This is a genomic window from Amycolatopsis sp. NPDC041971, assembly GCF_055588925.1.
Window position 1 is genome coordinate 254,278 of sequence record NZ_JBVJCE010000006.1, and the last position, 25,465, is coordinate 279,742.

Sequence of the window (25,465 nt, forward strand, 5' to 3'; positions counted from 1 at the left end):
TAGCTCACCCCGGAGGGTGATCTCTATCGAGTGCATTACCTGGCGAAACTGGATCGAAGAACCCGATCCAGGGCAAGATGACCCGGGCACGAAGACCTTCACGACGGAGGACCATGTGGATCTGGGCGGGACTCCCATTTTCGACTCCCTGGTCGAGGAAACGAGAAGGGCGGCCGCCGGTGACGGCGGACTCCCCCGAGACGACGAGGACAATTCCGAATTGAACGAGCGGGGCGCCGATGTCGACAAGGAAAATCGATGACGACGGCGCGCATGTTCCCTTTCAATCGGTTTCCGACGAATGCAAGTCGCCGAAAGAATAAGTCGAACTCCGCGGATCGTCGAGAAATTCCAGCCGGCCGGTGACGACTCCGGTCGGAATCCCGCGCGATGGCGAGCAGTTCGGCGATCGATGGACTGGCGAGGGAGTAGGACACGGTGGCGCCCTCCTTGTGCGGCACCACCAGATCGGCCCGGCGCAGCACCACCCCTCGGCAGGCCGCCAGGAGTGGAAGGTGACCACAAGGCACTTGGTCTCCGCCGCGGCCAGCCGGGCTCATCTGGTAGTCGCCGCACACGCGGCGGAACTCGCCGACCTGGCCGTGAACGCCGCCCGAGCGGACTCGTCGTGGATCACTCCGGTCTGATCGGGATGGCGCAGCAGATCGTCGGGGCCGCCGTGGTCACGATCCCGCCCGACCAGGGCCACACCAGGACAGGGCCCGAACTGACGGCCGCGGACGCCCCGGCTGGAGATCGCGAAACTTCGCGTCCATACCTCGGACAAGCCGTCTGAATGACCTCTTCGCAGAAGCTACGCGGTTGTCGCGAGACCGGCTTCGCGGTCGAAGTCGTGCTCGTCCTCCGTCTGCAGGTGCGACACCATCTTCGCGACCAGGTCGAAAATCGGCGTGGCTTCCTGCGGGAAGGTCACGCTCTGCTGGTTCCCGCTCTCGGCGATCATGAACGACTGCTCCTCAAGGGTGATGACTACAGCGACCGTTCACTCTAACGGCCGCGCCGCGGTGACGGGCCGTATCCGGAGGTTTCAGCCGAAACTCACCCAGTGCGCGACGGAAATCCGCCGACAGGTGACAACTCCGCCGGCAGGCTCCGTTCAGCGCATGTCAAACCCGCTGGGGCGCCGCCACCCCAGCGCTCACAGGTATTGACTGAGGTCGTGGCCCTTCGGGTTCTTGATCCACTCGGTGCCGTCGGGTTTGGTGAACTTGCCGCTGATGGTGTCGAACTTGGTCCCCAGCGGGGGCAGATCCGGCAGCGGGACGTCCATCTTGCTGTCCATCAGCCGTTTGGCGATGTCCGGGGTGATGCCGGTGTACTGAGTGTTGATCTCGACGTGGTCGCGGATGCCGCGTTCGAAGTCGTTGTCCGATTTGGGGAACTTCACCTCGTCGCTGGGCTTGACCCGGAAGTCGATGCCGATGTCGGAAGCGTCCCGGTTCGCCAGGGGGTTCTTGAGGTCGACGTAGGTCTGAAGGCTCGATTCGAGCTTCTTGTAGTTCATGTTCGCGGTGTGCGTCAGCGGGATCATGTTGTCCGAGGTGCCCGGTCCGCCCATGTCGCCGTTCTCGAGGTGTCCCCGGATCCACTTCTCGTCGGCGCTCAGGAACGGGCTCTCGCCCGGCTTCGGGTTCCTCTTCGGGGTGTTCTCCAGGGTCTCCACCAGCTTGTCGCTCAGGTTGTTCTCCCCGTACACCTCCCCGTTCTGGTCCGTCTTGTTGCGGATGATCGCGTTCTTGTTCAGCGCGTCCACGTCGGTGACCTGCTTGGGGTCCGGCGTGTTGACGAAGTCCTTCCCGCGGGTGGAGTTCTTGTCGTAGGTGGCCCGGACCTCATCGGCCGTGCCCGCCTGGTTCTTGGTGCGGCCGCCGCGATTGGCGTTGTCGTTCTCGGTACGCGGACGTTTCGCGCTGCCACCGGTGTTGCCCGCGTTGTGGCCGGTCCCGCTGGTGTCCGGGCCGTCGACGTGCTTGCGTTTCTTGGGGCACCACACCAGACCGAGCGGATCCGAGCCCGAGGTCGGGTCGTGCGGGTAGCCGGCCGGATCGGGTCCGGCGGAGAGGCCGAGCGGATCCTGGCTGAGATATCGCGCGGTGGCCGGATCGAAATAGCGATGCAGGTTGTAGTGCAGCCCGCTTTCCGCGTCCAGGTACTGGCCGGGGAACCGCAGCGGCGTTCCCGGGAACCCGGTCAACGGCAGGCCCCACAGTGTCCAGCGACCGCTCCAGCTCGGCGTGCCGAGCGGGTCGAGCAGGTCGGTCGGCGTACCGATGGAGTCGTTCACGAAAGCGCGGAACCGCGCCGACGCGTTGCCGTGCTCGGTTTGGGTGACGGGTTCCTCAGTGTCCGGCCGCCGCTCCCAGGTGATGACGGTGACACCTGCGGGGCCGGTGTGCGCCTGCTCGATCAGCGAGTTGCCGTCCCAGACGAAGCGTGTCTGCTCGGCGACCCGGCCGTCCGGGGCGAGCAGTTCCTTCGCCGTGCGACGGCCGAGCGGGTCGTAGCGGTACCGCCAGCGGCGGCCGTCCGGCGTGGTGAGACCGGTCAGCCGGTTGCGCGCGTCCCACTCGTACCGCCACATCCGGTCGCCTTCGCGCCGGGCGGTACGCCGTCCGCTCACGTCGTGCTCGTAGCGCACCACTCCGGCGCTGGCGATCGTGTTGCGGTCGTACGCGCGAGGCCCGGCTTCGGGATACGCGGCGTTCGTGGTGGCCCACTGCACGACTTTGCCCGCGCGGTCGTAGGCGATGTCCTCGCGCACGTTACCGACCAGGTGGGTGGTGATCCGCCCGGCCGCGTCGCGTCCGAAGGACTCGCCTCCCGCGGCGTCGCGGATCGCGGTGAGGTCGCCGTCGGCGGACCTGGCGAACTCGCGGTGCCGCAGCACGGTGCCCGCCGCGTCGGTGAAGGTCTGGCCGATGATCCGGTCGTCGGCGTCGAACTGCTGCCGCAACCGGGCGCCCTGGTCGACGTGTCGCTCGATCGGACGGCCCTCGGCGTCGTAGGCGTAGTCGACGACGTGCTCGGCGGTCGACAGCGTGCTGGGCCGTTCCTCCTTGTCGAAAGACCACACACTGGTAGCGCCGGAGGGAGTTCGGCGGCTGATGGTCCCCTCCGCGGAGTCGTACGCGAAGACGACTTCCAGCCCGTCGGTGACCGTGCGCACCATCCGGCCGTTGTCGTCCCGTTCGAACTCCACCACGGACTCGCCGTCGTCGGCACGGACCAGCTCGCCGACCACGTCGTAGGCGTAGGTGGTCGCCGTGTCGTCGGTGCGGATCCGGACCAGGTTCCCGATCAGGTCGTAGCCGTATTCCGTGACCCGCCCGGCGGGGTCGACGGACCGGATCAGCTGCCCTGCCGCGTCGTAGGCGTAGGTGTGCGCCCGGCCGTCGAAATCGGTTTGCCGAACGAGACGGCCCGCCGGATCGTATTCGTAGGTCCAGGTCAGTCCGTTGGGGTTGGTCACCACGACCGGCCGCAGCTCGGTGTCGTAGGTGTACTGGGTCCGCCCACCCGCCGGATCGATCTCCGCGGTCAACATGTCGAACGGGCCGTACTCGCGGCGGGTCGTGCGCCCCGCCGGGTCGACGTGTTCGATCTCGTTGCCTTCGCTGTCGTAGCGCCAGCTCTGCCGCTCGCTCAGCGAACCGACCCGCCAGGCCCGCAGCCCCTCCACGGTCCAGCCGATCCGGGCCCGTCCCCTGCCGTGCGGGACCGAACGCGGCCTGCCGAACAGGTCGTGGTCCTCGGTCCTGGTGTCGCCGGATTCCGGGCCGGTGTCGAGGTTGATCGAGCCGGACACACCGACCGGATCCTGTCGCGGATCCGGCCCCAGACCGTCCGGGTAGGCCCGATAGCGGGTGTGGTCGCCTTCGTCGGCCACCAGCCCGTCGACCGCGCCGTCCTCGGACCGGTTCACCAGCACGACGCTGCCGTCGGGCCGGATGACCTTCGAGATCTCGCCCTCGGCGTTGTAGGTGAACCGGGTGGTCCGGCCGAGCGGATCGGTCTTCGACCGCATCCGGTCCCGTTCGTCCCAGGTGAAGACGGTGGTCGCGCCCAGCGGATCCGTCTCGCGCACCACGTGATGCGCGGCGTCGAGCTCGAAGACCGTGACATGGCCGAGGGAATCCGTGTAGCGCGTCCGGTTCGGCTCGTATTCGAAGGCGCAGTCGAGAAACCCGCGATCCCCGACCGTGCGCACGCAGCGACCGGCCGCGTCGTAGACGTAGCGGTACCAGATCCCGTTGCGGTCCTGCCATTCCGCCAGCCGGCCGTCGGGGTCGTAGTCGAACCGCAGGGCCCGGCCGGAGGAGTTGGTCACCTCGGTGAGGTTGCCCGCGTCGTCGTAGCCGTAGCGCATGACGACGACGTTCTGGCCCCGCACCGGATCGGTCATCCGCAGGGCCTGGATCCGGCCGCGGTCGCGGTCGATCTCCAGCATCCGGCCGTCGGAATGCCGCCAGCGCACGCCCGCGCCGTCGACGTTGTGATCCACCTCGATCCGCGGCCCGTCCTCGCCGAGCTCGAACGCGGTCAGTGGCAGCACACGTGACGGCGCACCCGGGACCGGCGCGAAGTACAGGGTGATCCCGGAATCCCAGGTCTCCAGCCGATAGGTGCCCGTCTCGTCCACGAGCAGGGCTCGCGAAGGCCCGGACGGCGATTCCGTGGGCCGGCCTGGCTCCGGCAACGGGAACGTCGGGGCCGTGCCGTCGTCGGAAAAGAAACGGGCGTGTTCTGCGGTGAGTTCCAGTCGCAGATCGGCCGTCGACGCCCAAGAGCGGCCGAAGCCGGTGCCCGCCCGGTAGCTCGACATGTGGGTGCGGCGGATCCGGATCGGCAGTGGCCCGGCCAGGGACAGGTCGTCCTGCACCATCACGACCTCGCCGGTGGCGATGTCGATCGGGTCGCCACAGAGGTTCATCTCGTCGGGTGCGGACTGCTTGGGCGGAGGGTCGGTTCGGGCCGGGGGCGGGCTTCCGTCGCTTCCGCCGCCACGGCTGCCGCCGGCCCCCGACGGGGTGACGTTGTCCCCGGCCGGGCCGGTGCCGCCGTTCTTGTCCCCGCCGCCCGAACCACCCTTGTCCCCGCCGGAGCCGCCCTTGTCGCCGGACGGGCCGGTGTGGTCGCCAGAGGGACTGGTGCCGTCGTCGTCGGGTTTGGGTTTGGGTTTGGGGGATTTGCCGTTGATGTCCTTGGGCTTGCCGACGGGCTTGACCGTCCCGCCCTTGAGGTTCTTCAACGCCTTCCCGGCGTCGTCGAACAGATCGCCCGCCTTCTTCAACAGCGGGACCAGACCCTTGAGCGCCTTCACCAGCTTCGTGGTGAGGTTTGCGATCTTCGACGCCGTCTTCGCCACCGCCACCACCACCTGCGGCACCACCCACGCCAACCCGATGCCGAGCGTGAACACCACCTGCAGCGCCCACGAGATCAGGTGTCCGATGAGCTCGGCGATGATGTCCCGGACCAGTGTCCGGACCGCGGCGACGACCTCTCCCGCCGTCTTCACTCCGCTGCCCGCGCCCTCGCTCCCCTTCTGGGCGCTTTCGATGAGCGTGGAGGTGTTTTTGGCCTGTTCACGGTAGGCGTCGGCCGCTTGCCCTGTCCAGCCGCCGAGATCCTTGTCGACCAGATCCACCAGCTCGACCGAAACGGTCCCGAGTTCCTTGGCGATGTTCGTCCAGGTCTCCGCCTGCGCCGCGATCTCGTCCGCGTTGCCGGTGAGAGCGTTGAGGGCCTCCTTCAGCGGGCCCACATGCTCGATCAACCAGCCCACGCCGGCGGCGAAAACCGCGCCGAACGGGTCCATCGCGGCCGTCAGCGCGTCCAGCGCGGTGCCCACCGCGCCCATCGCGACCGAAGCCCAGTCGCCACTCTCGATCGCCGACTTGAGGTCGAGCGCGCCTTCCAGCAACGGCACGCCCGACACCGCCGTCGTCGAGTCCTTGACCGGCGCGACCAACGGATTGCTCATGCCTTGATTCAAGCATGGGCCGAAACGGCCGCGGCCGACCCCGGTTCAGGTGATCGTCACCAGATGCGCACCTCGTACACCCGCACGATGCCGGGGAAGCCGACACCCTGCCAATATCCGAGAGTGGTCGACTCGTAGCGGCCGTTACGCTCGCAGTTGACGGTCGCCTTGTTGTTGCCCGAGTAGATGTTGTAGACGCCACCGATGTTCGTGCCCGTGACGCCGCCGTTGGCGGAACACCGGTCGGTACCCATCCCGTTTCCGAACGAGATGTCCAGTTTCAGGAAGTCGTCCCTGTTGCCACAGGCGACCTCGCCGATGGCGAAGGCGGGGCTGGCCGGAATCGCGACGAGCAGGCCGAGGGCGGCCGTGCCGACGACCGAAAGCCTCTTGAGACTCTTTCGCATGGTGGCAGGATTTCCTTCCTCGCAGGAATGGTCGCCCGGTTTCCGCGCTGGGCACGGGCGAGCGTATCCACGCTGGGGTGGCGAGGAAGGAAAGATCGCGACGCTGCCTGTCGCGCCACATCGACGCTGTCCGAAAAGGCAAGCGCGTGCCGAAGATCACTCGGCGTGCTCGGAGTCCTTTGTAGACACGAAGGCGGTGGACGTCTCGTGCTCGCGCCGGGTGAGTACCAAGGGCGCGTCTTCGGTGATGGCCACCGTGTGCTCGGAGTGGGCCGCGCGTGAGCCGTCGGCGGAACGAATGGTCCAGCCGTCGTCGTCGAAGATGATCTTGTCGGTGGTGCGGGCGAACCAGGGTTCGAGCGCGACGGTCAATCCCGGCTGGAGCTTCAGGCCGCGACCCGCTTTGCCCTTGTTGGGGATGTGAAGGTCCTCGTGCATGGTGCGGCCGATGCCGTGGCCGCCGAACTCGGTGTTCACCGGATAGCCGTGGTCGCGAGCGACCGCCCAGATGGCCGCGGAGATGTCACCCAGCCGGTTGCCGGGACGCGCCACCTCGATCGCCGCCTCCAACGCCTCCTCGGTGGCGCGGATGATCCGGAGGTCCTCCTCGGCGGGCGTCCCGACGATGATCGTGCGCGCCGAGTCGGCCGCCCAGCCGTTGATCTTCACCGCCAGATCCGCGGTGAGCACGTCTCCGTCGCGCAGGATGTAGTCGTGGGGCAGGCCGTGCAGGACGGCATCGTTGACCGCCAGGCAGATGACGTTGCGGAAGGGACCCTTGCCGAAGGACGGCGCGTAGTCCCAGTAGCACGACTCCGCCCCGCGCCGCTCGATCATGCCGCGCACGTGGTGTTCCAGGTCCATCAGGTTGACGCCGACGTCGGCGAGCCTGCCGACCTCGGTGAGCACCTCGGCGACGAAACGTCCGGTCACGTGCATGCGGTCGATCTCGGCGGGCGTCTTCAGTTCGATCATGGGGTCCTCGCGTAGCCGATGGTATTATTATACCGGCACCCTAGCATTTGCCGGTATAATAATACCAACCAGGTCGAGCTGTGGCCGATCCCTGTGTCGGAGCGGACAACACGCGTGATTGGACGGACATCACGACGCCCGCGACCGGATTCCGTCGCGTGTCGGCCACCCAGCGGAGCTTTCCGGTACCGGCGGCGATGTCGTGGCACGGGATTTGCGCCTGGTCACGTCCCCGATGTCGCACTGGAAACACTCAGTGTCCCTGATGGGACATCGGGGACGTCGGACCGCAGCGCTCGATCGCCTCGATGAGGATGGCGCAGGCGAGGTCGACCTCCTCGGCGGTCACGGTGAGCGGAGGCATCAGCCGGATCACGCTGTCGTCACGGCCGCCGAGTTCGACGATCAGTCCTTGACGCAGCGCGTACGCCTGCACGGCGCGGGCGTAGCCGCCTGCGGGGCGGCCGTCGCGCGGATCGGCCAGCTCGATCCCCCGCATAAGGCCGAGGCCGCGAACCTCACGGACCCAGAGGTGACCGCGCAGGGGGCCAAGGCGTAGCTCCAGCTGCTGCCCTCGGTCCCGGACATTGCCCAGCACGTCGTCGCGCCGGACGATCTCGACGGCGGCGGCACCGGCGGCGAACGCGGCCTGGTTACCCCGGAAGGTGCCCGTGTGGGCGCCCGGCGCCCAGCCGTCGAGGCGTTGGTCGTAGAAGATCACCGCCACCGGCAGTCCCATTCCGCTCAGGGCTTTCGAGGCGATGATCACGTCGGGCTCGATGTCGTAGTGCTCGAACGCGAACCACGTTCCGGTGCGGCCGCAGCCGGTCTGCACCTCGTCGACGACGAGCGGGATGTCCAGCTCCGTGGTCAGCGCGCGGACACGCCGCACGAAGTCGCGGTCCGCCGGGATGATCCCGCCCTCGCCCTGCACCATTTCCAGGATCACCGCGGCGGGAAGGGGAATCCCGCCGTTGGGATCGCGCAGGGACCGCTCCAGCAAGCCGACGCAGTTGGTTTCGCAGGTGTCCGGCGAAAGGCCCACCGGGCACCGGGCGCAATAGGAGTACGGAAAGAAGTGCACACCGGGAACACCGTTGGCGATCGGCCGTTTCTGGGCGATGAGACCGGTCAACGCCATCGCCGCGTGGCTCGAGCCGTGGAAACCGCCCTGGAAGGAGACCAGCTCACCCCGTCCGGTCGCGGTCTTGCAGAGCTTGATCGCGGCGTCCACGGCATTGGCCCCACCGGGACCGCAAAAGTGCATTCGCATCCGTGAGCGCAATCCGGCGGGCAGCATGGACAGCTGGGCGTCGATGAAGTCCCGTTTGGCCGGCGTCGGGAAGTCCAGGGCATGGGTGAGTACGCGCAGTTGTTCGGTGGCCGCGTGCACCAGCTCGGGATGGTTGTGGCCGAGGGAGAGCACACCCGCGCCCGCCAGGAAGTCGAGGAAGACATTGCCGTCCACGTCCCACAGGTAACTGCCCTCTCCGCCCGCGATCGCGATCGGCAGATGGCGTGGATACGCCCGTGCGCTGGATTCCCACTGTCGCTGGTGTTCGAGGAACTCGGCCGAGCGCGGGCCGGGCAGGGTGCCTTCGACACGAGGCGCCTGCCTCGCCGTGGGGGTGTGCGTCATGGCAGCCTCCTTGCCGCGGTGAGCTCTTCCGCCGTGTCGAGTTCGACCGCCGGATTGGCGTGCCAGCGGGTTCGTGCCGGGACCGCGGTGCCCTTCATCAGGAACGCGTCCGTTTCGGCGATCGCCCCCTCCGCCATCGTCACTCCATAGTGGACGAACGCACCGGTGCTGATCGTGCAGCCCGCGCCGATGGTGATGTAGTCGGATTTGAACAGGCCGTCTTCGAGCGAATGCCCTTGGACGACGGTGTGCAGGTTGAGCACGCAGTCGTCGCCGATGCTCACCAAGGAGCGTTCCGGGATCGCGCATCCGTCGTCGAAGACACGGTGGCCGATCCGGACGCCGAGGCAGCGCAGAAGGAAGGGTTTGAACGGTGTCCCGTCGAACAACGCGAGGTAGCGGGCGGGGCTGAGCTTCCAAAACCGTTCGTGCCGCCAGAAGGCCGGATCGTAGATCGAGCAGAATCGCGGCCGCATCGTCCGGAAGCCCTGCACGCCGAGTTCCGCCAGCATGAGGAACGACACCGAGAACACCAGTGTCGCCACGATGCCGGCGCCGATGGAGAGCGGACCGAGCCGCTCGTGCAGGACACCTGCCGCCGCGCCGATCAGCAGGACTCCGAGTAGGTGAAGCCAATGCACCATCAGGTAAACGAAGATGGTGACGGTGTTGTGCCGGTTCTTCGCTCTCAGGCCCCGATGCAGGCCGTCCCCGGTGCTGAGGTGATCGAACCCGGTGTCGCGGCGGACGGTCCGGGGGATCTCGAACGCGGGTGACCCCAGCAGGCCGACGTTCTCCCTGATCGGCCCGTCCAGTGGGACGAGGACCTTGGTGGCCAGCAGGCAGTTCCGGCCGATCCGCGCGTCCGGCGGGTAGGCGATCTCGTTGCCCAGGAACGCCTGTGGCGCGATGGAAGTTCTCCGCAGCCGGAACGACGAGGCGGAGAAGTCCGCGTTGAGCAGCGAAAGGCCGTCCGAGACCATCGTCCCGGTGCCGACCGTGCTGAGGAACGGCGTCTCGTGTTTGACCTCGACTCCGAAGTTGGATCCGGTCTGCTGGACCTTCGACAGGTCGTACCCCAGCGCGCGCAGGTAGTGCACGATGTAGCTGCTGTCGCCGAACAGGTAGGTGAACGCGCGCAGGTTGGTCAGCCGCGCGATCACCCGCTGGATCGCGAAATGCCCGCCGTAGAGCGGGTAGACCCGATCCGGCCGGAGGAACAGGCCGAGCAGACGCGGGATCGTGAGGACGGCGGCCAGCCCGGCGAACAGCGCCCCGAAGTACACCAGCGCCGAGCCGGCGACCTGGCCGCGGTAGAAGTCCCAGCTCGTGAGGTCCACGGTCGTCGTGAACAACCGGTCAGCGAGCACGTCCGCGCCGCCGAGTGTCACGGGAAGCGTCACCAGAAGCAGGAGCAGCAGACTGGACGCGCAGTAGACGAACGGTCTGAGTCTGCCACGGGTGACGGTCGGCAGCGCCCGGTAGTCCACGGTGGAGGGGCGGGCGGGCGATCCGTGCCAACTCTCGCCGCCGGGGACGGTCTGTCCGGCGTTCAAGGACGACGAGTGGCCCAGCTGCGCGTCGTCGCCCAGTGCCGTGCCGATGTCGAGCACGGTCATCTCACCGACGAAGGCGTTGTCGCCGAGGGTGACCCGGCCGGTCTGGATCCTGCCCGCCCTCGCGCGGTAGCACGAGAAGTAGGCGTCCTTCCGGATGACGGCCCGGTCACCGATGCTGAGCAGATCGGTGCAGACCGGCGGGTTCCGGGACAGGATCACGACGCTCTTGCCGATGTCCGCGCCGAGCGCCCGCAGGTACCAGGAGTACAACGGCGTGCCGGTGAACAGCATCAGCGGGCTGAACCTGATGAGGGTCTTGACCGTCCAGAAGCGCAGATGGCCGGGACTCCACAGCGGGATCTCCCCCGGCTGCCACCGTCCGACGAGCGCCCACTTCGCCAGGATCGGCACCGCGGAGAGGACGACGAACACGACGAGTCCGAGCCCGACGGCCCGTGCGTAGCCGTCGACGAATCCGGTCGCGCCGGAGAGCCAGGCGAATCCCGTGTCCAGGATCCAGCCTGAACCGGCGGCGTAGGCGAGGAAGGCCAGTAGCTGGAACACTCCACAGAGGACATACGACGTCGTGGACGCCCGACGCGGCTCCTCGGCACGGGCGACCGTGACCTGGGCCGACGGCGGAACCGACTCCGCGAGACCGCGAACGGTGGGGTTGAGGTACACGTCCTTCGCCGACAACGGCGCGACGTCGCCGCGTTCCCGGACCAGGGCGCAGAACTTGGCCAGCAGCAGGGAGTCGGCGCCGTAGTCGTCGAAGAAATGCCCCGTCGCCGAGATCCGCTCGATCCCGAGGACCCGGCCCAAGGCCTCCGCCAGGTGGAGCTCGGTCTCGGTGGCCGGTGCCACGTACCCGACGTCGTTCGCCGCTCTTCGCGGGCTGCCGGGTGCAGGAAGATTTTTGCGGTCGGCTTTGCCCGCCGGTGTCAGCGGGATGTGGTCGAGCTGTTCGAGATAGGCGGGCACCATGTAGCCCGGTAGTAGTTCCGCCAAGCGACGGCGTAGTTCCCCGGGATCGATGTCCGCTCTGTCGTGTCGCAGGCTGTAGTAGGCGACCAGTTCGGTCGTACCGGCGTCCGGATGGTGGGTCTCGACCACCGCCTGGGCGATCCCGGGGATCTGGAGCAGGACCGATTCGATCTCGGTGAGCTCGACGCGGTAGCCGCGGATCTTCACCTGGGTATCGGCACGCCCGTGGTATTCGATCTCCCCGTCCGGGGTGATCCGGCCGAGGTCGCCGGTGCGGTAGATGCGGCGGGACGGGTTGTGCCCGATGCCGAGGAAGTCCGGGATGAACGCCCGCTCGGTCAGGTCGGGACGGTTCAGGTATCCCCCGGCGAGGCCGATCCCGGCGATGCCGATCTCCCCCAGTTCGCCCGCGGCCAGCGCCCTCGGCTCGTCCGGATCGAGGATGACGACCGAATACGTGGGCAGCGGCACCCCGATGGTCACCGGCCGATCCGGTCTCAGCACCGACCATGTCGCGGTGACCGTGGCCTCTGTCGGGCCGTAGACGTTGAGGAATCGCCTGTCCGCTCGGTACCAGCGGCGCACGAGGTCTTCGGGGCACGCTTCACCGGACACCAGAAGAAACCGTAGCCGCGGCAGGTCCTCGTCGAGGCTGGCCAACAGGGTCGGAACGCAGGCCAACGCGGTGATCCGATTCTCCCGCAGGAATTCGAGGAGGTCGTGGCCGACGAGGGCCGCGCCGCCGGGTTTCGGCACGAGCGTCGCGCCGCACAGCAACGGCACCCAGATCTCCTCGACCGAGAAGTCGAACGCGATCGTCATGCCCTGGTACATCCGGTCGGTGCCCTGGATGCCGTAGACATCGGCGGCGACGCTCACGAAGTTGCAGATCGAGGCGTGGTCGATCGTCACGCCTTTCGGCCGCCCGGTCGAGCCGGAGGTGTAGACGACGTAACAGAGTTCGTCCGCCGGAGCGCCCTTCTCGGCCGCGCTGAGCCGCTCACCCGGCAGCACGGCGATCCGGTCCGCGTCTTCGTCGAGGCAGACCAGTTCGACGCTGCCCGGCTCGAACCGGTCGCGCAGACCGGAAAGCGACACCACCAACCGGACACCGGCGTCGCGGACGATGTACGCCAGGCGGTCGTCCGGGAAACCCGCGTCCAACGGTACATACGCCGCGTTGACCTTGAGCACGGCCAGCATCGCGACGTAGGGATGAACCGGTTCGTCGAACAGCAGCCCGATCCGATCGCCGGGCCGCACCCCGCGCGCCCGCAAGTACCGGGCGAGACGATTGGCCCGCCCGTCCAGTCCGGAGAAGGTGAGCTTCGTGTCCTCGGCGTCCACTGCGAGGCGGTCGCCGAGGCCCTCGGCGCGCAGCCGGTCGCAAAGCCGCTCGTACAACTGCTCGAGCCGATCGCCGACCTGCCATCGAATCCGCTGTTCGTGGCCGTCGCAGGTCAGGACCAGGCCGTCGGTGGTGAACAGGCCCGACGGCTGTCCGTACGGGCTCATGTCCTGTCCTCCGCCAAGCCGAACGCGTCGTGCAAGGCACGGACGGTCGTGTCGACGACGTCGGCCGGGATCACCGCGGTGAGACGTGACTGGGAAGTCGTCAACGCCGGCACCGTGACCCGGTGGTCGGCGAGGACCCGCAGCAACTCGGGTAGGAATCCGGGCGGGTCGAGCAGCGCGGTACCGACCACGGAGACCGAGCCGAGCTCGTCGAAAACCGTGGAGCGGGCGTCCAGCTCCGTCGCGAGTTCGGCGATCGGCAGGAGGGGTGGCTCCGGACCCCGGACGGTGAACCGGAGTTCGCCGGGATCGGGCCAGCTCAGGTTGTCCGGTCTCACTCCGCACCTCGCGAGCATCGTGAGCACGCGGGCGTACTGATCCGGGCCGTCGGCGGAAACCTCGACCCTGACCAGTCGCACGTCGCGTTCGTGCGCGATGCCGATGACCCTGGGGGCGCCTTCCAACGACGATTCCCCCGCCGTGACGACGGTGGAGGGACCGGGATCCGAGGAATGCGTCACCCGCACGGCCACCTCGTGACGGCGTGCGAGCTCGACGGATCTGGGATGCAGCACGCGGGCCCCGAGCCCGGCGAGTTCGACCATGGTGTCGTAGGAGATCGTCCGGACGGGACGCGTGTCCGGGACGATCCGGGGGTCGGCCGTGCGAACGCCGTGGACGTCGGTGCGGATCTCGCATTCGGAACCACCGAGAGCGGCCGCGAGCGCCACCGCGGTGGTGTCGGAACCGCCCCTGCCCAGGGTCAGCAGGTCGCCGTCGGCGTTCCGCCCCTGGAAACCGGCGACCACGACGACCTGCGCGTCACGCAGCCGCGCGAGGATCTTGCCGGGGTCGACCCGCACGATGACCCCCGCCCCGGGTTCGCCGGTCACCTCGATCCCCGCCTGGTCACCGGACACAGACACGGCCCGGACCCCGCGTTCGGCCAGCGCCATGGCGAGCACCGACGCGGAGACCTGTTCGCCTGTCGCCATCACTTGGTCGAGCTCCCGGGGATCCGGCGCCTCGGCGAACTGCCCGGCCAAGGCGATCAGGTTGTCGGTGGTGTCTCCCATCGCCGATACGACCAGGACCACCCGGTTCCCCGCTTCGGCGATCGCGGCCACTTCGGCGGCCACATCGCTCACCATTCCCGGCGTTGCCAGCGAGGAACCGCCGTATTTTCGTATGACCGGTGCTTCGTTTCGCGTCTTTCGTAATGGCAGGTCCAAGCTGAGCTCGAGGTCCGGAGAAGAATTCACCAGTTTCCTTAATGGATCACCGCGACGGCCGGGGTTCGAATTCGGACAATCAGCCCGCGGCGAATGGTCTTCCAAGGCTCAGTCCTGCGCGGACGGGCTGACAGGATTGGAAAGTAGTGCGAGAAACTTTGAACTGGTACCTCCGTAAGTACGAAAAACCCGTCGTCCATTTTTCCCACGTCATAACCCGGCGACATCGCGTAGTGTTATAGCTGCGAACAGCCGAGTTCGACAGAGTAGGTCCGGAAGAATGACGCATTTCCATTTCCTTCGAAATTCGAAAAAGTGACCGTGGGAAGGAACGGATTTTCCTGTTCGCCGGGGCTCCCGTTCCGCTGCCGACCGCGCACGAGGTCGCGCTACTGCGCATCGGCCAGGCGGCCCTCGCGAACACCGTCCGGCACGCCGAAGCGTCCACCGCCGAGGTCGCCTTGAGCTACGTCGGGGAACACGCCACCCTCGAGGTCGTCGACGACGGCATCGGTTTCCACCCTCAGCACAGCGGCTTCGGACTCACCGCGATGCGCACGCGGACCGAAGCACTGGACGGAACGCTCACCATCGAGTCCTCCCCCGGCCACGGCACGACCTTGTCCGTGCGGCTGCCCGTCGAACTCGAGGAACACGCGTGACCGAACCCCCGATCCGGCTCCTCCTCGCCGACGACCACCCCATCGTCCGGGCGGGACTGCGTGCCTTGCTGGAAACCGAACCCGGTCTCGTCGTCACGACCGAAGCCGCGACCGCGGAGGAAGCGGTGACCCGCGCCGCCGAAGGCGACATCGACGTCGTGCTGATGGACCTGCGCTTCGGCCCTGGTATGACCGGGGCCGAAGCCACCGCGGTGATCACCGCGCGGCCGGGCGCGCCCCGCGTCCTGATCGTCACCACCTACGACACCGACGCCGACACGCTGCCCGCCATCGAAGCGGGCGCCACCGGCTATCTCCTCAAGGACGCCCCGCCCGAAGATCTGGCGACCGCCGTGCGCACCGCCGCCGCCGGACGCACCACGCTCTCCCCGACCGTGGCCGATCGGTTGATCAACCGGATGCGGACGCGCTCGACCGCGCTGACGCTGCGCGAGATCGAAGTACTGGTCCTGGTCGCCGACGGTCTGTCCAACCGGGCCATCGCCGAGCGCCTCCACCTGACCGAAGGCACCGTGAAATCCCACCTGGCCCGCAGCTACGCCAAACTCGGCGTGGACTCGCGCACCGCCGCCGTCGCCACCGCGACCGACCTCGGTCTCATCCGCCGCTGAACGTCTCGCGAGCGGTTTGAGCTGAGGGTGGAAGTACCGGGCTGGTCGCGCTGGTCGTGAGTGGCGATTCGGGCTAGAGCCAAGAGGGTTTCAAGTACCTGCTGCGGGTGGGTCCGGAACGCCGCCTTGAGCCTCAGTGGCACCACCAGCCATGGCAGCGCCCGGTAGGTCCCTTTCCCAGTACATGAAGGCCCCCTTCCTTGCGCCTAGGTACAGGAAGGGGGCCATCATGTACCTCACCCGACATCAGGCCGCGGGTCACGCAGTAGGTACTCGCTAGAGCACGAATCGCCACTCACGACCCGCTGTACCGACCCAGCCTCGATTGCCTGACAAACGTCAGGAGGTCAGTGCCCGAGGACGCCGCTCACCTCGTTCGGCGTTCCCGGAATCGTGCCGGTCGCGGTCTTCGCTCCCGAGGCGAGGTCGATCGAGTGGATCTCCTTCTTGCCGGGGTCGGTGACGTACGCCGTTCCACCACGGACGAAGATCGCCGGACGCGGCTGCTGCCACTCGATCGGTTCCTGCCAGGTACCGAGGACGGCGATCTTCCGTGTCACCGCACCGCTCACCGGGTCGATCACGTGGATCTGACCGTCAGTTCCCAGCACCAGGGCCTCACCCTGCGGGCCTCGGGCCAGCGACCGGAAGGTGTAGCTGGTCCCGATGTCGACGTGCTTGAGCGTGGCCTTCTCGGTGTCGATCAGGGAAATCCGGGTCGGGCGTTCGAGCTCGGCCGCTTCGTCGACCTTGTAGTCGCCCAAGGTGATCGGGGAGACCTCCGAGCCCGCCTGGTTCCCGATGCGGCCGTAGGGATCCGGGCTGGTCACCTTGGTGATGACGCCGTCGCGGTAGATCAGCACACCGGTCTGGCAGCCGACCACGACCGCTTCGCCGCGCGCGGCGGCTTCACCGTGCACACCGGGGCACTGCTCGTTGCGCGCGATCTCCTTCTTGTCCTTGTCCAGCACCACGATTCCGGACCGCTTGTCCTCGTTCCCGACGGTGGTGACCAGTTCGCCGTTCGCGAGTTCGACGGCCACGCCGTGATGCGCTTCCGGCGTCTTGTGCTTCGGCGCGGGCAACGCCGCGGTGCCGATCGTCTTCGGGTCGAAGACCGTCACCTCACCGGTCCCGTCGGCGAACAGCACCGTCTTGCCCGCGTGCCGGACGACGTGTCCCGGCTTGGCCGCCTTCACTTCGTTGTCCGTCAGCACGGCACCGACGGCGTCCAGGACCCGGAAGCCGGTGGCCGTCGAGACCAGGAGGTGCCGGTCGTTCCCGGCGGGGTTGAGCCGGTTGAAGCCCTCCAGCGGGAGGTTTTTGGCCTCCTTCAAGGTCTTTCCGTCGAGCAGGACGATGCCACCGTTATAGGTGACAGCCACCGGATCGGCGACGACCGGTGCCGGAGCCGCGTCCTTTCCGGCCTCCGCCGCCGGCTGTTCGGTTCCGCAGGCGGCGAGCGCGAGCGTGCTCGCCGTCGTCGCCATCAGCGCGAGATATCGGGTTTTCCGTGCCATTTCACTGTGCCTTTCGTCTGTTCCGATCAGGAACGGGTCAAACCGGTGGTGATCGATTGGGTGTTGGCGCGCATCATTTCCAGATAGGTGGCCGCGCCCTGGCCTGGTTCACTGAGCGACTCCGAGAACAACGGGGACACCTGGACGTGCAGCCCGGCCTGCTCGGCCAGCACGCGCGCGAGCCGGTCCGGTTGCGAGGAATCGGCGAAGATCACCGGGACCCCGGCCGCGCGAACGGTGTCGGCGAGTGCCTTCAAATCCGAGGAACTGGGGGAAGCGAGCGTGGTCCCGCCGGGGATCACCGCGCCCACGACGTCGAACCCGAACCGCTGAGCCAGGTACCCGAACACGTGGTGATTCGTGACCAGCTTCCGGCGTTCGCGCGGGATCCCGCCGAACTTTTCGGCCATCATGGTGTCGAGCGCCTCGATTTCCCCGCCATAGCGCTCGGCGTTGGCGCGGATCACCGCTTCGTCGACCCCGTCGACATGGGCGACGACCTCGTCGGCGATCGTCTTCACCGTGTCGCGCACCCGTGCGGGATCCGTCCAGAAATGGGGGTCCGGCTTGTTGTCGGCGTAGCTGATCGGATTCGCCCGCTCCCCGGCGGGCAGCGACGGCACACCGTTTTCCTCGGCCGTGCGCACGGTGCGCAGCATGCCCTCTTCGAGTCCGAGTCCGTTGTAGACGATCAGGCCGGCGCGCTCGACCTGGGCCGCCTGCTGCGCGGAGATACCGAAGGAATGCGGATCGGCGTTCGGCTTCATCAACACGGTCACTTCGGCCTGATCACCGACGATGGCGCGCGTGATGTCACCGAGGATGTTCGTCGTGACGACGACCGACTTGCCGCCTCCGCCGCTGCCGGAGCATCCGGCCGTCGCCAGAAACGCCACCACGAACAGGGCGAGCGTCCGGCGCCTCATCGGCCGGTCTCCACGATATGACCCGCCTTGCCGCCGACCTTCAGGGTCCTGGCGCGACGGAGGTTGTCGTTGTAGTCGATCTCGTACACCTCGGCCGAAAGCGGGTTGTTGAGATAGGCGCGGGTCGAATCGACCTGGATCGCGGGAACGTCGGCGGCGGTCGCTTCCGGGGTCAGCAGCGGGATCGCCGCCTGTTCCTTTCCGGTGCCGTCGAAGGAACGCAGCTTTCCGTCACGGGACAGCACCAGCAGCGGGCCGCCCTCACCGACGGCGTTCACCGCGACGACCGGTCCGGTCTCGACGTGCTGCCAGCTGCGACGGCCGACGTCCAGCGACCACACGGCGGACTCCCCCGCCCGCGCCGCGAGCGTGGATCCCCCGGGCCGGTGGAAGAAGGCGGTGGCGCGTTCCTGCGCCGTGACATTGCGCGGGTACGGAATCTTCACCCCGGCGAACGCACCGTCCTTTTCGGTCACGAGCAAAGCGCCGTCCGCGCAACCGAAGACGACACCGCGCCGGGTCACCGCCTGCCCTTGCAGGTCAGGGCACGGCTGATCGATCTCCGCCACGGCCTTGCCCTGACGGTCATGGACGCGCACTCCGCGAGCGAGCGGCTTTCCGGCGTCGGCCACCGTGGCGATGACGTGCTCGCCATGAGGGATCGCGACCCCGGCGTGTGGTTCGCGCGTGATCTTTCCCAGCTCGGTCACGGACCCCTTGTCGAGCGCGGCCCGGTCGAGCAACGTCGTCGTACCGTCCGAATAGGACAGCGCGGAAACGACGGGATCGCTGTAGGCCGCCAAAAGCTGTTTGCCCGGTGCCACGCCGACGTCCCGGGCCTTCGTCCGGTAGTAGTGGACGTGGTCACCGTGGTCGACCATCCAGGAACCGCTGTCGATCACCCGGATCGTGCCGTCGCGAGCGGTCAGGTAACCGAAGCGACCATCACCGGTCACGGCCCGCACACCGTCGACTCGTCCGACTTCGTGCACCTCCTCGGTGATGAGGTCCACAACGCGGACGGCTCCGGTGTCCGCGTCGGCGACGATCAGCCGTGACTGCGCCTCGGCTGCTTCTTCGGCGCCTTCGACGTAGCCGTGCGGGACTTCCGCGGTCACCTCTTTCGGCTGCTCCGTGCCGCACGCCGCCAGGGTCAGCGCCGCGACGACCGTCGTCACTGCTTTCAGTTTCATCGTGAGCACTCGATCTCCGGTGTCAGGGAACGGAATCGCTGTCGTACGAAGGACAGGAACGCGGAAAGAAAGAACAGGCAGACCGCGCTGGCGGCGATGGTCGCGCCCGCCGCGGTGCCCCAATGCCAGGACACGAGCAGGCCGCCGACCGTGGCGGCGACGCCGAGCAACGCCGCGATGAGCATGATCGTCGTGATCCGCCGCGACCAGAAGAGCGCCGCCGCGGCCGGTGCGATGAGCAAACCGAACACCAGCAGCGTCCCCACGACGCGGAACGACGCGACGATCGTCAACGTGACCAGCCCGAGCAGCACCGCGTTGGCCAGCCGCGGCCGAAGCCCCAGCGTGTGCGCTTTGCGGACATCGAAGGTGAGCGCCGTGAACGAGCGGTGCCCCGCCAATGCCACCACCCCCACGACGAGCAGGGTGATCGCGAGGCCCACCAGGTCGCCGGATCCGACGGCGAGCACGTCGCCGAACAGGAATCCGGTGAGATCCACCGCGAACGACCGCGAGTGCGACACGATGATCACCCCGCTCGCGAGCATGCCGACGAAGAGCAGCCCGATGGTGGTGTCCTCGGACAGCCGCCGCGAACGCCCGAGCGCCGTGACGCCGAGTGCCATCACCCCGGCGCTGATCGCGGCACCGATCAGCAGGTTCACGCCGGTCAGCGAGGCGATCGCCACGCCGGGCAACATGCCGTGCGACATCGCGTCGCCGATGAAGGCCATGCCGCGCAACACCACCCAGGTGCCCACGACGGCGCACACCGCTGAAACGAGCACTCCCGCCACCAGCGCACGCTGCACGAACGACACCTCGAAGGGGATCAACAACCACTCCACGCGTCACACTATAGTGGTAATGATTGTCATTATCTGAAAGAGGGTGGGATGACCCCGGACACAACGGCACTCACGATCGACCGCGCGCACGCGCACTACGGGCCCCGGGAGGTACTGCGCGGGATCACCGCCCAGGTGCCGTCGGCACGGCTCACCGCGGTCGCCGGCGCGAACGGCGCGGGCAAGTCGTCGCTGCTCAACCTCGTCGCGGGCGTCCTGCCGCCGACCACCGGTTCGGTGACCCGCCGGGATCCGGGGCGCGTCGCCTACGTGACCCAGCAAAGCGAGGTGTCACGATCGCTGCCGATCACCGTGCGCGCCACCGTCACGATGGGCCGCTGGGCGCACCGCGGTCATTGGCGACGACTGTCCAAGGTGGACCGGCAGATCGTGGGAGAATGCCTGGAGCGGTTGGAGATCACGTCGATCGCGGACCGCTTGATCGGCACCCTCTCCGGCGGGCAGCGCCAACGGGCACTGGTGGCGCAAGGGCTGGCCCAGCAAGCCGGACTGCTGCTGCTCGACGAGCCATCGGCCGGTCTCGATCTGCACGCCCGCGGCTTGATCGACGAAGCCCTGCGCGCCACACTCGCCGAGGGCACGACAGTCCTGCGGGTCACGCACGATCTCGAAGTGGCGGGCCGAGCCGATCACTGCCTGTTGCTGCAGGACGGCCGCCTCGTCGGCGAAGGCGCTCCGGCGTCGGTGCTGACCCCGGAGCGCGTGGCGGAAGCGTGGGGCCTGCCTGCCCGCATCCAGTCGCCCGCTTTCGCGCCGAAGGTCGCCGATCCTCGCTAGGGTGGTCCGCCGAGCGAAGGGGGCACCGGTGGAAGAGACCTGGCGGCGCATCATGGCCCTGTTGTCCGAACACGCACCGGTCACCGCGCGGGAGATCCGGCCCCCGGCGCCGGCCGCGCAGGTCGAACGCCTGCGCGACCGCGTCGGTCTCGAACTCCCACCCGAGCTGCTCGCCTGGTGGGCCGTCATGGACGGCGTCGACGACCAGCGCGTCCGCGGAGCTGGATATCTGATCCCGAAAGGCTACCTGCCTTTATCGGTGGCGCGAGCCGAGGACGAGTACGCCAGGCAGTCGCAGTACCCCGACCCGGACTGCTGCACCGCCGAAGGAGCGCACCACAAACAGGCCGGACAGGACGGATTCCCGTTCTGCACAGCGATTCTCCCCATCGGCCGGGCCATCGACGGAGGCCTGCTGTGCGCCGATCTCCGGCCGGGCGAGCGCCACGGTTGCGTCATGGAGTGGTACGCCAGTGACGGAATTCACCGGTCCAACTGGGCGAGCGTGACCGAGATCCTCGACGAGATCGCCGAGCGGCTCGACAACTACGTCCACGACCGTGACCTGCCTTATCGGGAACGGCATCCCGTCATCAGCGAAGGCGAGCTCAGCTGGCCTTGACGGACAGTCAGAGGTTCCCGAGCAATGCCGCGACGGCCTTCCGCGCCTGCCGGGCCGGAGCCGGGTCACCGCCGATGCCCGCCGTCACGATCGCCCCTTCGGCGAGCAGGTACACCGCCTCGGTCGCCGCCGATCCCGCGGCCCGCACCCAGGTCTCGATCTGCTCGTGAAAGGCCTGTTTGTGTGCTCGCACCTCGGCCAGAACCGCTTCGGAGCTGGGTCCGATTTCGCCGTGGGCGTTGATCCACGCGCAACCGCGGAAACCGGGTTCGGCGAACCAGCCGGCAAGCCAGTCGAAGATCGACAGCACCCGCTCTCGGGGGTCCTGGACCTGTTCCACGTGAGTGGCCAAGCTGCCCCGCCACCGCTGATCACGACGTTTGAGCATCGCCACCACGAGGTCGTCCTTGGCTTCGAAGAACCGGTAGATCCGCTTCAGCGAGAGGCCGGACGCAGCGCGGATCCGGTCCATGCCGACCGCCTGGATGCCGTTCTCGTAGAAGAGTTTTTCGGCGGCGTCGAGCAGGGCTTCGCGGTCCAAGCGGTTCTGCTCGTCGGTGACGGCGGCCGGCATCGGGACTCCCTTGACGTTGAGAACGATCGTTCTCTATCGTAGGCGACAGACGCGGAGAACGTACGTTCTCAACCTGAGGAGGTCGAAGATGTCGGAAGATCGCCCGCCCTGTCCACCGTTCACGCGAGAGACGGCGCTACGCAAGGTACAAGCGGCGGAGGACGGCTGGAACACCCGCGATCCCCGCCGGGTGGCGTCGGCGTACACGCCGGACTCCGTCTGGCGGAATCGGGAAACGTTCGTCCATGGCCGCGAGGAGATCGTCGCGTTCCTGACCGCGAAATGGGAGCGGGAACTGGACTACGCGCTGCGCAAGAACCTCTGGGCGTTCACCGACGATCGGATCGCCGTCCGGTTCCAGTACGAATGGCACGACCGAGCCGGTCAGTGGTGGCGCAGCTACGGCAACGAACTGTGGGAGTTCGACGAGCGTGGCCTCATGAGCCGTCGTGAGGCGAGCATCAACGACGTGCCCATCCCCGAGAACGAGCGGCGTATCCGCGGCCCGCGCCCGGAGAAGGAACACGGAACCGACTTCCCACTGCGGTGAGGCACTTCGCCGATCAGTCCACGATCGCGACGATCTCCCACAACCCCAAGGACTTGTCGGCGTAGGCCCCGCCCTCTTCGGTGCACCCTTCGACCAGCACGGCCAGCGGCTCCGGGAACCCGAACGGTTCCCGGCACAGGTTCAACGGCCGCCAGTCGCCCGTCACGATGTCGGTGTTGGTGCCGAGTTCGGTGAAGGTCGTCGTCAACAAGTATCGGGAGCCGCTTCGTTCGAGGTTCCGCAGGGCCCGCTTGATGTCGGCGAAGCTCAGGTGTACCAAGCAATCCCGGCACAGGACGAGGTCGGCCGACGGCAGTGGATCGCCGATCAGATCGAGCACCCGGAACTCGTGGACCGGATCGTCGCGGAACCGTGCGGTGTTCACCTCGATCAGGTCGGGGACGATGTCGGCGCCGATGTATCGGTCGAGGTCCAGGTCGACCTCACTGAGCCAGCCGTAGTCCCCGCACGGCAGGTCGAGCAGGGTGCGCACCCCGAAGCGATCGAGGAGGCCGGGCAACCGGTCGCTCAGTTCCCGCGTCTGGACCGACTCGGAACCGGGCCCGGAGACCGATGAGGAACTCCACAACCGGGATCGGAAGATGTAGGTGAAACGATCCTGGGTCCCCATGCTTTCGAGCTCTTCGGCGACCCGCCGGAAGTTGCGCTGCGCCGTGGTGATCGGTCGTTCGTCCACCCCCGCATGGTAGATCGATTCTCACGAGTTGCCGGAAGACGGCGACAACGCGTTCTCCTCGTGGTCGAGTTCGGTTTGCAGGATCCTCAGGCTGGCGTCGGGCAAACGGCCGGCGTCACGCCAGCGAAGGAGTTCTTCCCGCTGCGCCTCGATGATGCTGTGCCGGGCGCGGACGGCCGCCTCGTATCCCGGAGCACGGGGCGTGAGTGGGTTGTCCTCAAGGTAAGCCAGCCGCGCCCGGTAGCGTCGCTGACGGCCTTGGAGATTCTTGCGCAGCGCCGCCACCGCTTCGTTCGGCACGTCGTCCTCTTCGACGAGCTGGTCCAGTCGGGCGAGCGCCGCGTCCACGGCGGCGCTGCGTGCCTGGTTGCGCAGCCGGGCCTGGTCCTGGACGTCGGCGCGCAGGCCGAGCCGTTTCAGGAGCGGCCCGAAAGTCACCCCTTGGCCCACGAGCGTCACCAAGACCACCAGGAACGCCGAGAACAGCAGCAGATCGCGCGCGGGGAACGGACTCCCGTCCGCGGTCACGACCGGGATCGCGAACGCCGCCGCGAGCGTGATCACCCCTCGGGTGCCCGCCCAGCTGAGCCCCGCGATCTCCTTACCCGTCAGTGCCCGCTCCGCCGCCTCCCCCGTTTCGTCAGCGCTGCCGAGCCGGGCGTGCAGCCGTCGCGGGAAGAGCTGCGTCAGTACCAGCCACAGCGGCCGGACCAGCAGGACGGCCCCCACGGTGACCACCGCGGTCAAGACCACCGAGCCGACCGGGTAGCCACCGAGCCCGGCGATGACGGCGGGCAGTTGCTGGCCGATGAGCAGGAAGACGAATCCTTCGAGCAGGTAATTGACGAGGCTCCACACCGCGCTCGTCTGCAACCTGCTCGCTCCCGTCTGGAGCCGGGGCGTCTGATGCCCGACGATCAACCCGGCCACCACGACGGCCAGGACACCCGAACCGTGGATGGTCTCGCCGAGCACGTACGCGGTGAACGGCGTCGCCAACGAAACCGCGTTCGCCGACAGGGGATCCGCCAGGACACGGCGGGACAACCGCACCAGGAACGCCACGACCACACCGACCAGCAGGCCACCGATCGTGGCCAGGGCGAATTCACCGGTCGCGAGCCCGAACGAGAAACTGCCGCCGACCGCGACGGCGAGCGCCATCTTGTAGATCGTCAGCGCCGTGGCGTCGTTGAGCAGCCCCTCGCCCTCGATCAGGGTCGACAGCTTCGCGGGCAGCCCGACCCGGCGGCCGACGGCCAGCGCCGCCACCGGATCCGGCGGCGCGACCGCCGCACCGAGCGCGATCGCGGCCGCGAGCGGAATCACCGGAACGAGCCATGTGAGCAACCCGCCGACCACGAAGGCCGTCGCCAGCACCAGCAGGACCGAGAGACTGACGACCGAACGCAACCTGCTGCGGATCGCCAGCAGGCTCGAACCGAGCGCGGCGTTGTACAGCAACGGCGGAAGGATGACGTCAAGGACGAACTCGGGCTCCAAATGCAGATTCGGCCCGGGGAGCAGGGCATAGACGAGCCCGACGACGGTCAGCAGCACCGGATCCGGCAAGCCGATCCGGTGGCTGATCGCGCTCACCACGACGATGACGCCCAGCATGACCAGCACGAACCCGATTGCACCCAGCATGCCCCTTGTTCTACCTGACGGAAAAGACCCGGCCGCGCGCGTGTCGTCCATCCAGTCACGCGTGTCGTCCGCCTGATCACACGTGCCGTCCCATCAGTCACGACTTAGGTGAAGGTTCCCTTCGCTGCGTCTGATGCGACGAAGGACGCCTTCGGCCCTGATCAGGTGCGAGGGGGTCGAGTGGCGATTCGAGCTGGAGCCAAGGGTGGCCCTAGGTGCCTTCTGGCTTCGGCTGATCGCGGGACCGCGGTCCGTGAAGGACTCCTTGAGGGACTCTGGGTCCCTCAAGGAGTCCTTCACAGACTGGGAGCCCCAGTAGCCCCAGTAGCCCCACCAGCCACAACCATGGCGCCCGAAGGCCTTCCTCGAGTACATGAAGGACCCCTTCATGTACTTCAAGCGACCAGGGCGCCGGAAAGCGTCGGTACAGGTGGTCGTGAGTGGCGATTCGGGTTATCAACAGAACCCGAATCGC

Annotated in this window: 22 protein-coding genes; 8 read left to right on the forward strand and 14 right to left on the reverse strand. The window is 67.7% G+C overall.

Annotated elements, in window-relative coordinates; translation table 11 throughout:
- Positions 1–16: 16 nt before the first annotated feature.
- The 3 genes from ACZ6DT_RS15580 (at position 17) to ACZ6DT_RS15590 (ending at position 796) form a co-directional block, all read left to right on the forward strand.
- Positions 17–262, forward strand: coding sequence for a hypothetical protein (locus tag ACZ6DT_RS15580; RefSeq protein ID WP_465594584.1), 246 nt, complete (start codon positions 17–19; stop codon positions 260–262).
- Positions 263–515: 253 nt separating this feature from the next.
- A complete protein-coding gene (locus ACZ6DT_RS15585; protein ID WP_465594587.1) occupies positions 516–647 on the forward strand; it encodes a hypothetical protein in 132 nt (43 codons plus the stop codon).
- Positions 629–796, forward strand: a complete 168-nt coding sequence (locus ACZ6DT_RS15590) for a hypothetical protein (protein ID WP_465594590.1) — start codon at positions 629–631, stop codon at positions 794–796. The genes ACZ6DT_RS15585 and ACZ6DT_RS15590 overlap by 19 nt, the downstream gene beginning before the upstream one ends.
- 18 nt (positions 797–814) lie before the next feature.
- Here the strand turns inward: ACZ6DT_RS15590 and ACZ6DT_RS15595 are convergent, their stop codons facing one another.
- From ACZ6DT_RS15595 to ACZ6DT_RS15625, 7 genes are all read right to left on the reverse strand, one after another.
- The gene (locus tag ACZ6DT_RS15595; RefSeq protein ID WP_465594593.1) at positions 815–964 is read right to left on the reverse strand and encodes a hypothetical protein; all 150 of its coding nucleotides are present in this window, start codon (positions 962–964) and stop codon (positions 815–817) included.
- A gap of 195 nt (positions 965–1,159) precedes the next feature.
- Positions 1,160–6,004 (reverse strand): DUF6531 domain-containing protein, encoded by a 4,845-nt coding sequence (locus ACZ6DT_RS15600; protein WP_465594597.1) that lies wholly within the window; start codon positions 6,002–6,004, stop codon positions 1,160–1,162.
- Between the two features lie 56 nt (positions 6,005–6,060).
- A complete protein-coding gene (locus ACZ6DT_RS15605) occupies positions 6,061–6,411 on the reverse strand; it encodes a beta/gamma crystallin domain-containing protein (protein ID WP_465594600.1) in 351 nt (116 codons plus the stop codon).
- Between the two features lie 156 nt (positions 6,412–6,567).
- Complete coding sequence (map, locus tag ACZ6DT_RS15610) at positions 6,568–7,386, reverse strand: type I methionyl aminopeptidase (protein ID WP_465594603.1); 819 nt, start codon at positions 7,384–7,386, stop codon at positions 6,568–6,570.
- 253 nt (positions 7,387–7,639) lie between these two features.
- Complete coding sequence (locus ACZ6DT_RS15615) at positions 7,640–9,025, reverse strand: aspartate aminotransferase family protein (RefSeq protein ID WP_465594606.1); 1,386 nt, start codon at positions 9,023–9,025, stop codon at positions 7,640–7,642.
- Positions 9,022–13,086 (reverse strand): Pls/PosA family non-ribosomal peptide synthetase, encoded by a 4,065-nt coding sequence (locus ACZ6DT_RS15620; RefSeq protein WP_465594609.1) that lies wholly within the window; start codon positions 13,084–13,086, stop codon positions 9,022–9,024. Before ACZ6DT_RS15620 ends, ACZ6DT_RS15615 begins: the two co-directional genes overlap by 4 nt.
- Complete coding sequence (locus ACZ6DT_RS15625) at positions 13,083–14,348, reverse strand: aspartate kinase (protein WP_465594612.1); 1,266 nt, start codon at positions 14,346–14,348, stop codon at positions 13,083–13,085. Before ACZ6DT_RS15625 ends, ACZ6DT_RS15620 begins: the two co-directional genes overlap by 4 nt.
- 362 nt (positions 14,349–14,710) lie before the next feature.
- On the opposite strand from ACZ6DT_RS15625, the gene ACZ6DT_RS15630 reads away from it, so the two are divergent.
- Together ACZ6DT_RS15630 and ACZ6DT_RS15635 are read left to right on the forward strand one after the other, a co-directional pair.
- Complete coding sequence (locus tag ACZ6DT_RS15630; protein WP_465594878.1) at positions 14,711–14,980, forward strand: ATP-binding protein; 270 nt, start codon at positions 14,711–14,713, stop codon at positions 14,978–14,980.
- Entirely contained in the window at positions 14,977–15,612 is a 636-nt protein-coding gene (locus tag ACZ6DT_RS15635) for a response regulator (RefSeq protein ID WP_465594615.1), read from the forward strand. Before ACZ6DT_RS15630 ends, ACZ6DT_RS15635 begins: the two co-directional genes overlap by 4 nt.
- 347 nt (positions 15,613–15,959) lie before the next feature.
- Here the strand turns inward: ACZ6DT_RS15635 and aztD are convergent, their stop codons facing one another.
- Genes aztD through aztB form a run of 4 tightly spaced genes read right to left on the reverse strand, consistent with a single transcriptional unit; the run spans position 15,960 to position 20,099 of the window.
- Positions 15,960–17,132, reverse strand: a complete 1,173-nt coding sequence (aztD, locus tag ACZ6DT_RS15640; protein WP_465594618.1) for a zinc metallochaperone AztD — start codon at positions 17,130–17,132, stop codon at positions 15,960–15,962.
- Between the two features lie 26 nt (positions 17,133–17,158).
- Positions 17,159–18,058, reverse strand: coding sequence for a zinc ABC transporter substrate-binding protein AztC (aztC, locus tag ACZ6DT_RS15645; RefSeq protein ID WP_465594621.1), 900 nt, complete (start codon positions 18,056–18,058; stop codon positions 17,159–17,161).
- A complete protein-coding gene (locus tag ACZ6DT_RS15650; RefSeq protein ID WP_465594624.1) occupies positions 18,055–19,251 on the reverse strand; it encodes a hypothetical protein in 1,197 nt (398 codons plus the stop codon). The genes aztC and ACZ6DT_RS15650 overlap by 4 nt, the downstream gene beginning before the upstream one ends.
- Positions 19,248–20,099: a zinc ABC transporter permease AztB gene (aztB, locus tag ACZ6DT_RS15655; RefSeq protein WP_465594627.1), complete on the reverse strand. Its 852-nt coding sequence runs from the start codon at positions 20,097–20,099 to the stop codon at positions 19,248–19,250. Before aztB ends, ACZ6DT_RS15650 begins: the two co-directional genes overlap by 4 nt.
- A 48-nt stretch (positions 20,100–20,147) precedes the next feature.
- Here aztB and aztA point away from each other — a divergent pair, with 48 nt between their 5' ends.
- Positions 20,148–20,897: a zinc ABC transporter ATP-binding protein AztA gene (gene aztA, locus ACZ6DT_RS15660; RefSeq protein ID WP_465594630.1), complete on the forward strand. Its 750-nt coding sequence runs from the start codon at positions 20,148–20,150 to the stop codon at positions 20,895–20,897.
- A 28-nt stretch (positions 20,898–20,925) separates the two neighbouring features.
- Positions 20,926–21,519, forward strand: coding sequence for an SMI1/KNR4 family protein (locus ACZ6DT_RS15665; RefSeq protein WP_465594634.1), 594 nt, complete (start codon positions 20,926–20,928; stop codon positions 21,517–21,519).
- Positions 21,520–21,526: 7 nt separating this feature from the next.
- Here the strand turns inward: ACZ6DT_RS15665 and ACZ6DT_RS15670 are convergent, their stop codons facing one another.
- A complete protein-coding gene (locus ACZ6DT_RS15670) occupies positions 21,527–22,093 on the reverse strand; it encodes a TetR/AcrR family transcriptional regulator (protein WP_465594637.1) in 567 nt (188 codons plus the stop codon).
- Positions 22,094–22,181: 88 nt separating this feature from the next.
- Here ACZ6DT_RS15670 and ACZ6DT_RS15675 point away from each other — a divergent pair, with 88 nt between their 5' ends.
- Positions 22,182–22,643, forward strand: coding sequence for a nuclear transport factor 2 family protein (locus tag ACZ6DT_RS15675; RefSeq protein ID WP_465594640.1), 462 nt, complete (start codon positions 22,182–22,184; stop codon positions 22,641–22,643).
- Between the two features lie 13 nt (positions 22,644–22,656).
- Here the strand turns inward: ACZ6DT_RS15675 and ACZ6DT_RS15680 are convergent, their stop codons facing one another.
- Positions 22,657–23,340, reverse strand: coding sequence for a class I SAM-dependent methyltransferase (locus tag ACZ6DT_RS15680; protein WP_465594643.1), 684 nt, complete (start codon positions 23,338–23,340; stop codon positions 22,657–22,659).
- Between the two features lie 21 nt (positions 23,341–23,361).
- Positions 23,362–24,990: a Na+/H+ antiporter gene (locus ACZ6DT_RS15685; RefSeq protein WP_465594646.1), complete on the reverse strand. Its 1,629-nt coding sequence runs from the start codon at positions 24,988–24,990 to the stop codon at positions 23,362–23,364.
- Positions 24,991–25,465: the final 475 nt, after the last annotated feature.

Excerpts from the sequence above, each read along its gene's own strand:
- ACZ6DT_RS15595 (WP_465594593.1), bottom strand. The coding sequence starts at position 964 with ATGATCGCCGAGAGCGGGAACCAGCAGAGCGTGACCTTCCCGCAGGAA.
- ACZ6DT_RS15600 (WP_465594597.1), bottom strand. The coding sequence starts at position 6,004 with ATGAGCAATCCGTTGGTCGCGCCGGTCAAGGACTCGACGACGGCGGTG.
- ACZ6DT_RS15605 (WP_465594600.1), bottom strand. The coding sequence starts at position 6,411 with ATGCGAAAGAGTCTCAAGAGGCTTTCGGTCGTCGGCACGGCCGCCCTC.
- map (WP_465594603.1), bottom strand. The coding sequence starts at position 7,386 with ATGATCGAACTGAAGACGCCCGCCGAGATCGACCGCATGCACGTGACC.
- ACZ6DT_RS15615 (WP_465594606.1), bottom strand. The coding sequence starts at position 9,025 with ATGACGCACACCCCCACGGCGAGGCAGGCGCCTCGTGTCGAAGGCACC.
- ACZ6DT_RS15620 (WP_465594609.1), bottom strand. The coding sequence starts at position 13,086 with ATGAGCCCGTACGGACAGCCGTCGGGCCTGTTCACCACCGACGGCCTG.
- aztD (WP_465594618.1), bottom strand. The coding sequence starts at position 17,132 with ATGGCACGGAAAACCCGATATCTCGCGCTGATGGCGACGACGGCGAGC.
- aztC (WP_465594621.1), bottom strand. The coding sequence starts at position 18,058 with ATGAGGCGCCGGACGCTCGCCCTGTTCGTGGTGGCGTTTCTGGCGACG.
- ACZ6DT_RS15650 (WP_465594624.1), bottom strand. The coding sequence starts at position 19,251 with ATGAAACTGAAAGCAGTGACGACGGTCGTCGCGGCGCTGACCCTGGCG.
- aztA (WP_465594630.1), top strand. The coding sequence starts at position 20,148 with ATGACCCCGGACACAACGGCACTCACGATCGACCGCGCGCACGCGCAC.
- ACZ6DT_RS15670 (WP_465594637.1), bottom strand. The coding sequence starts at position 22,093 with ATGCCGGCCGCCGTCACCGACGAGCAGAACCGCTTGGACCGCGAAGCC.
- ACZ6DT_RS15675 (WP_465594640.1), top strand. The coding sequence starts at position 22,182 with ATGTCGGAAGATCGCCCGCCCTGTCCACCGTTCACGCGAGAGACGGCG.
- ACZ6DT_RS15685 (WP_465594646.1), bottom strand. The coding sequence starts at position 24,990 with ATGCTGGGTGCAATCGGGTTCGTGCTGGTCATGCTGGGCGTCATCGTC.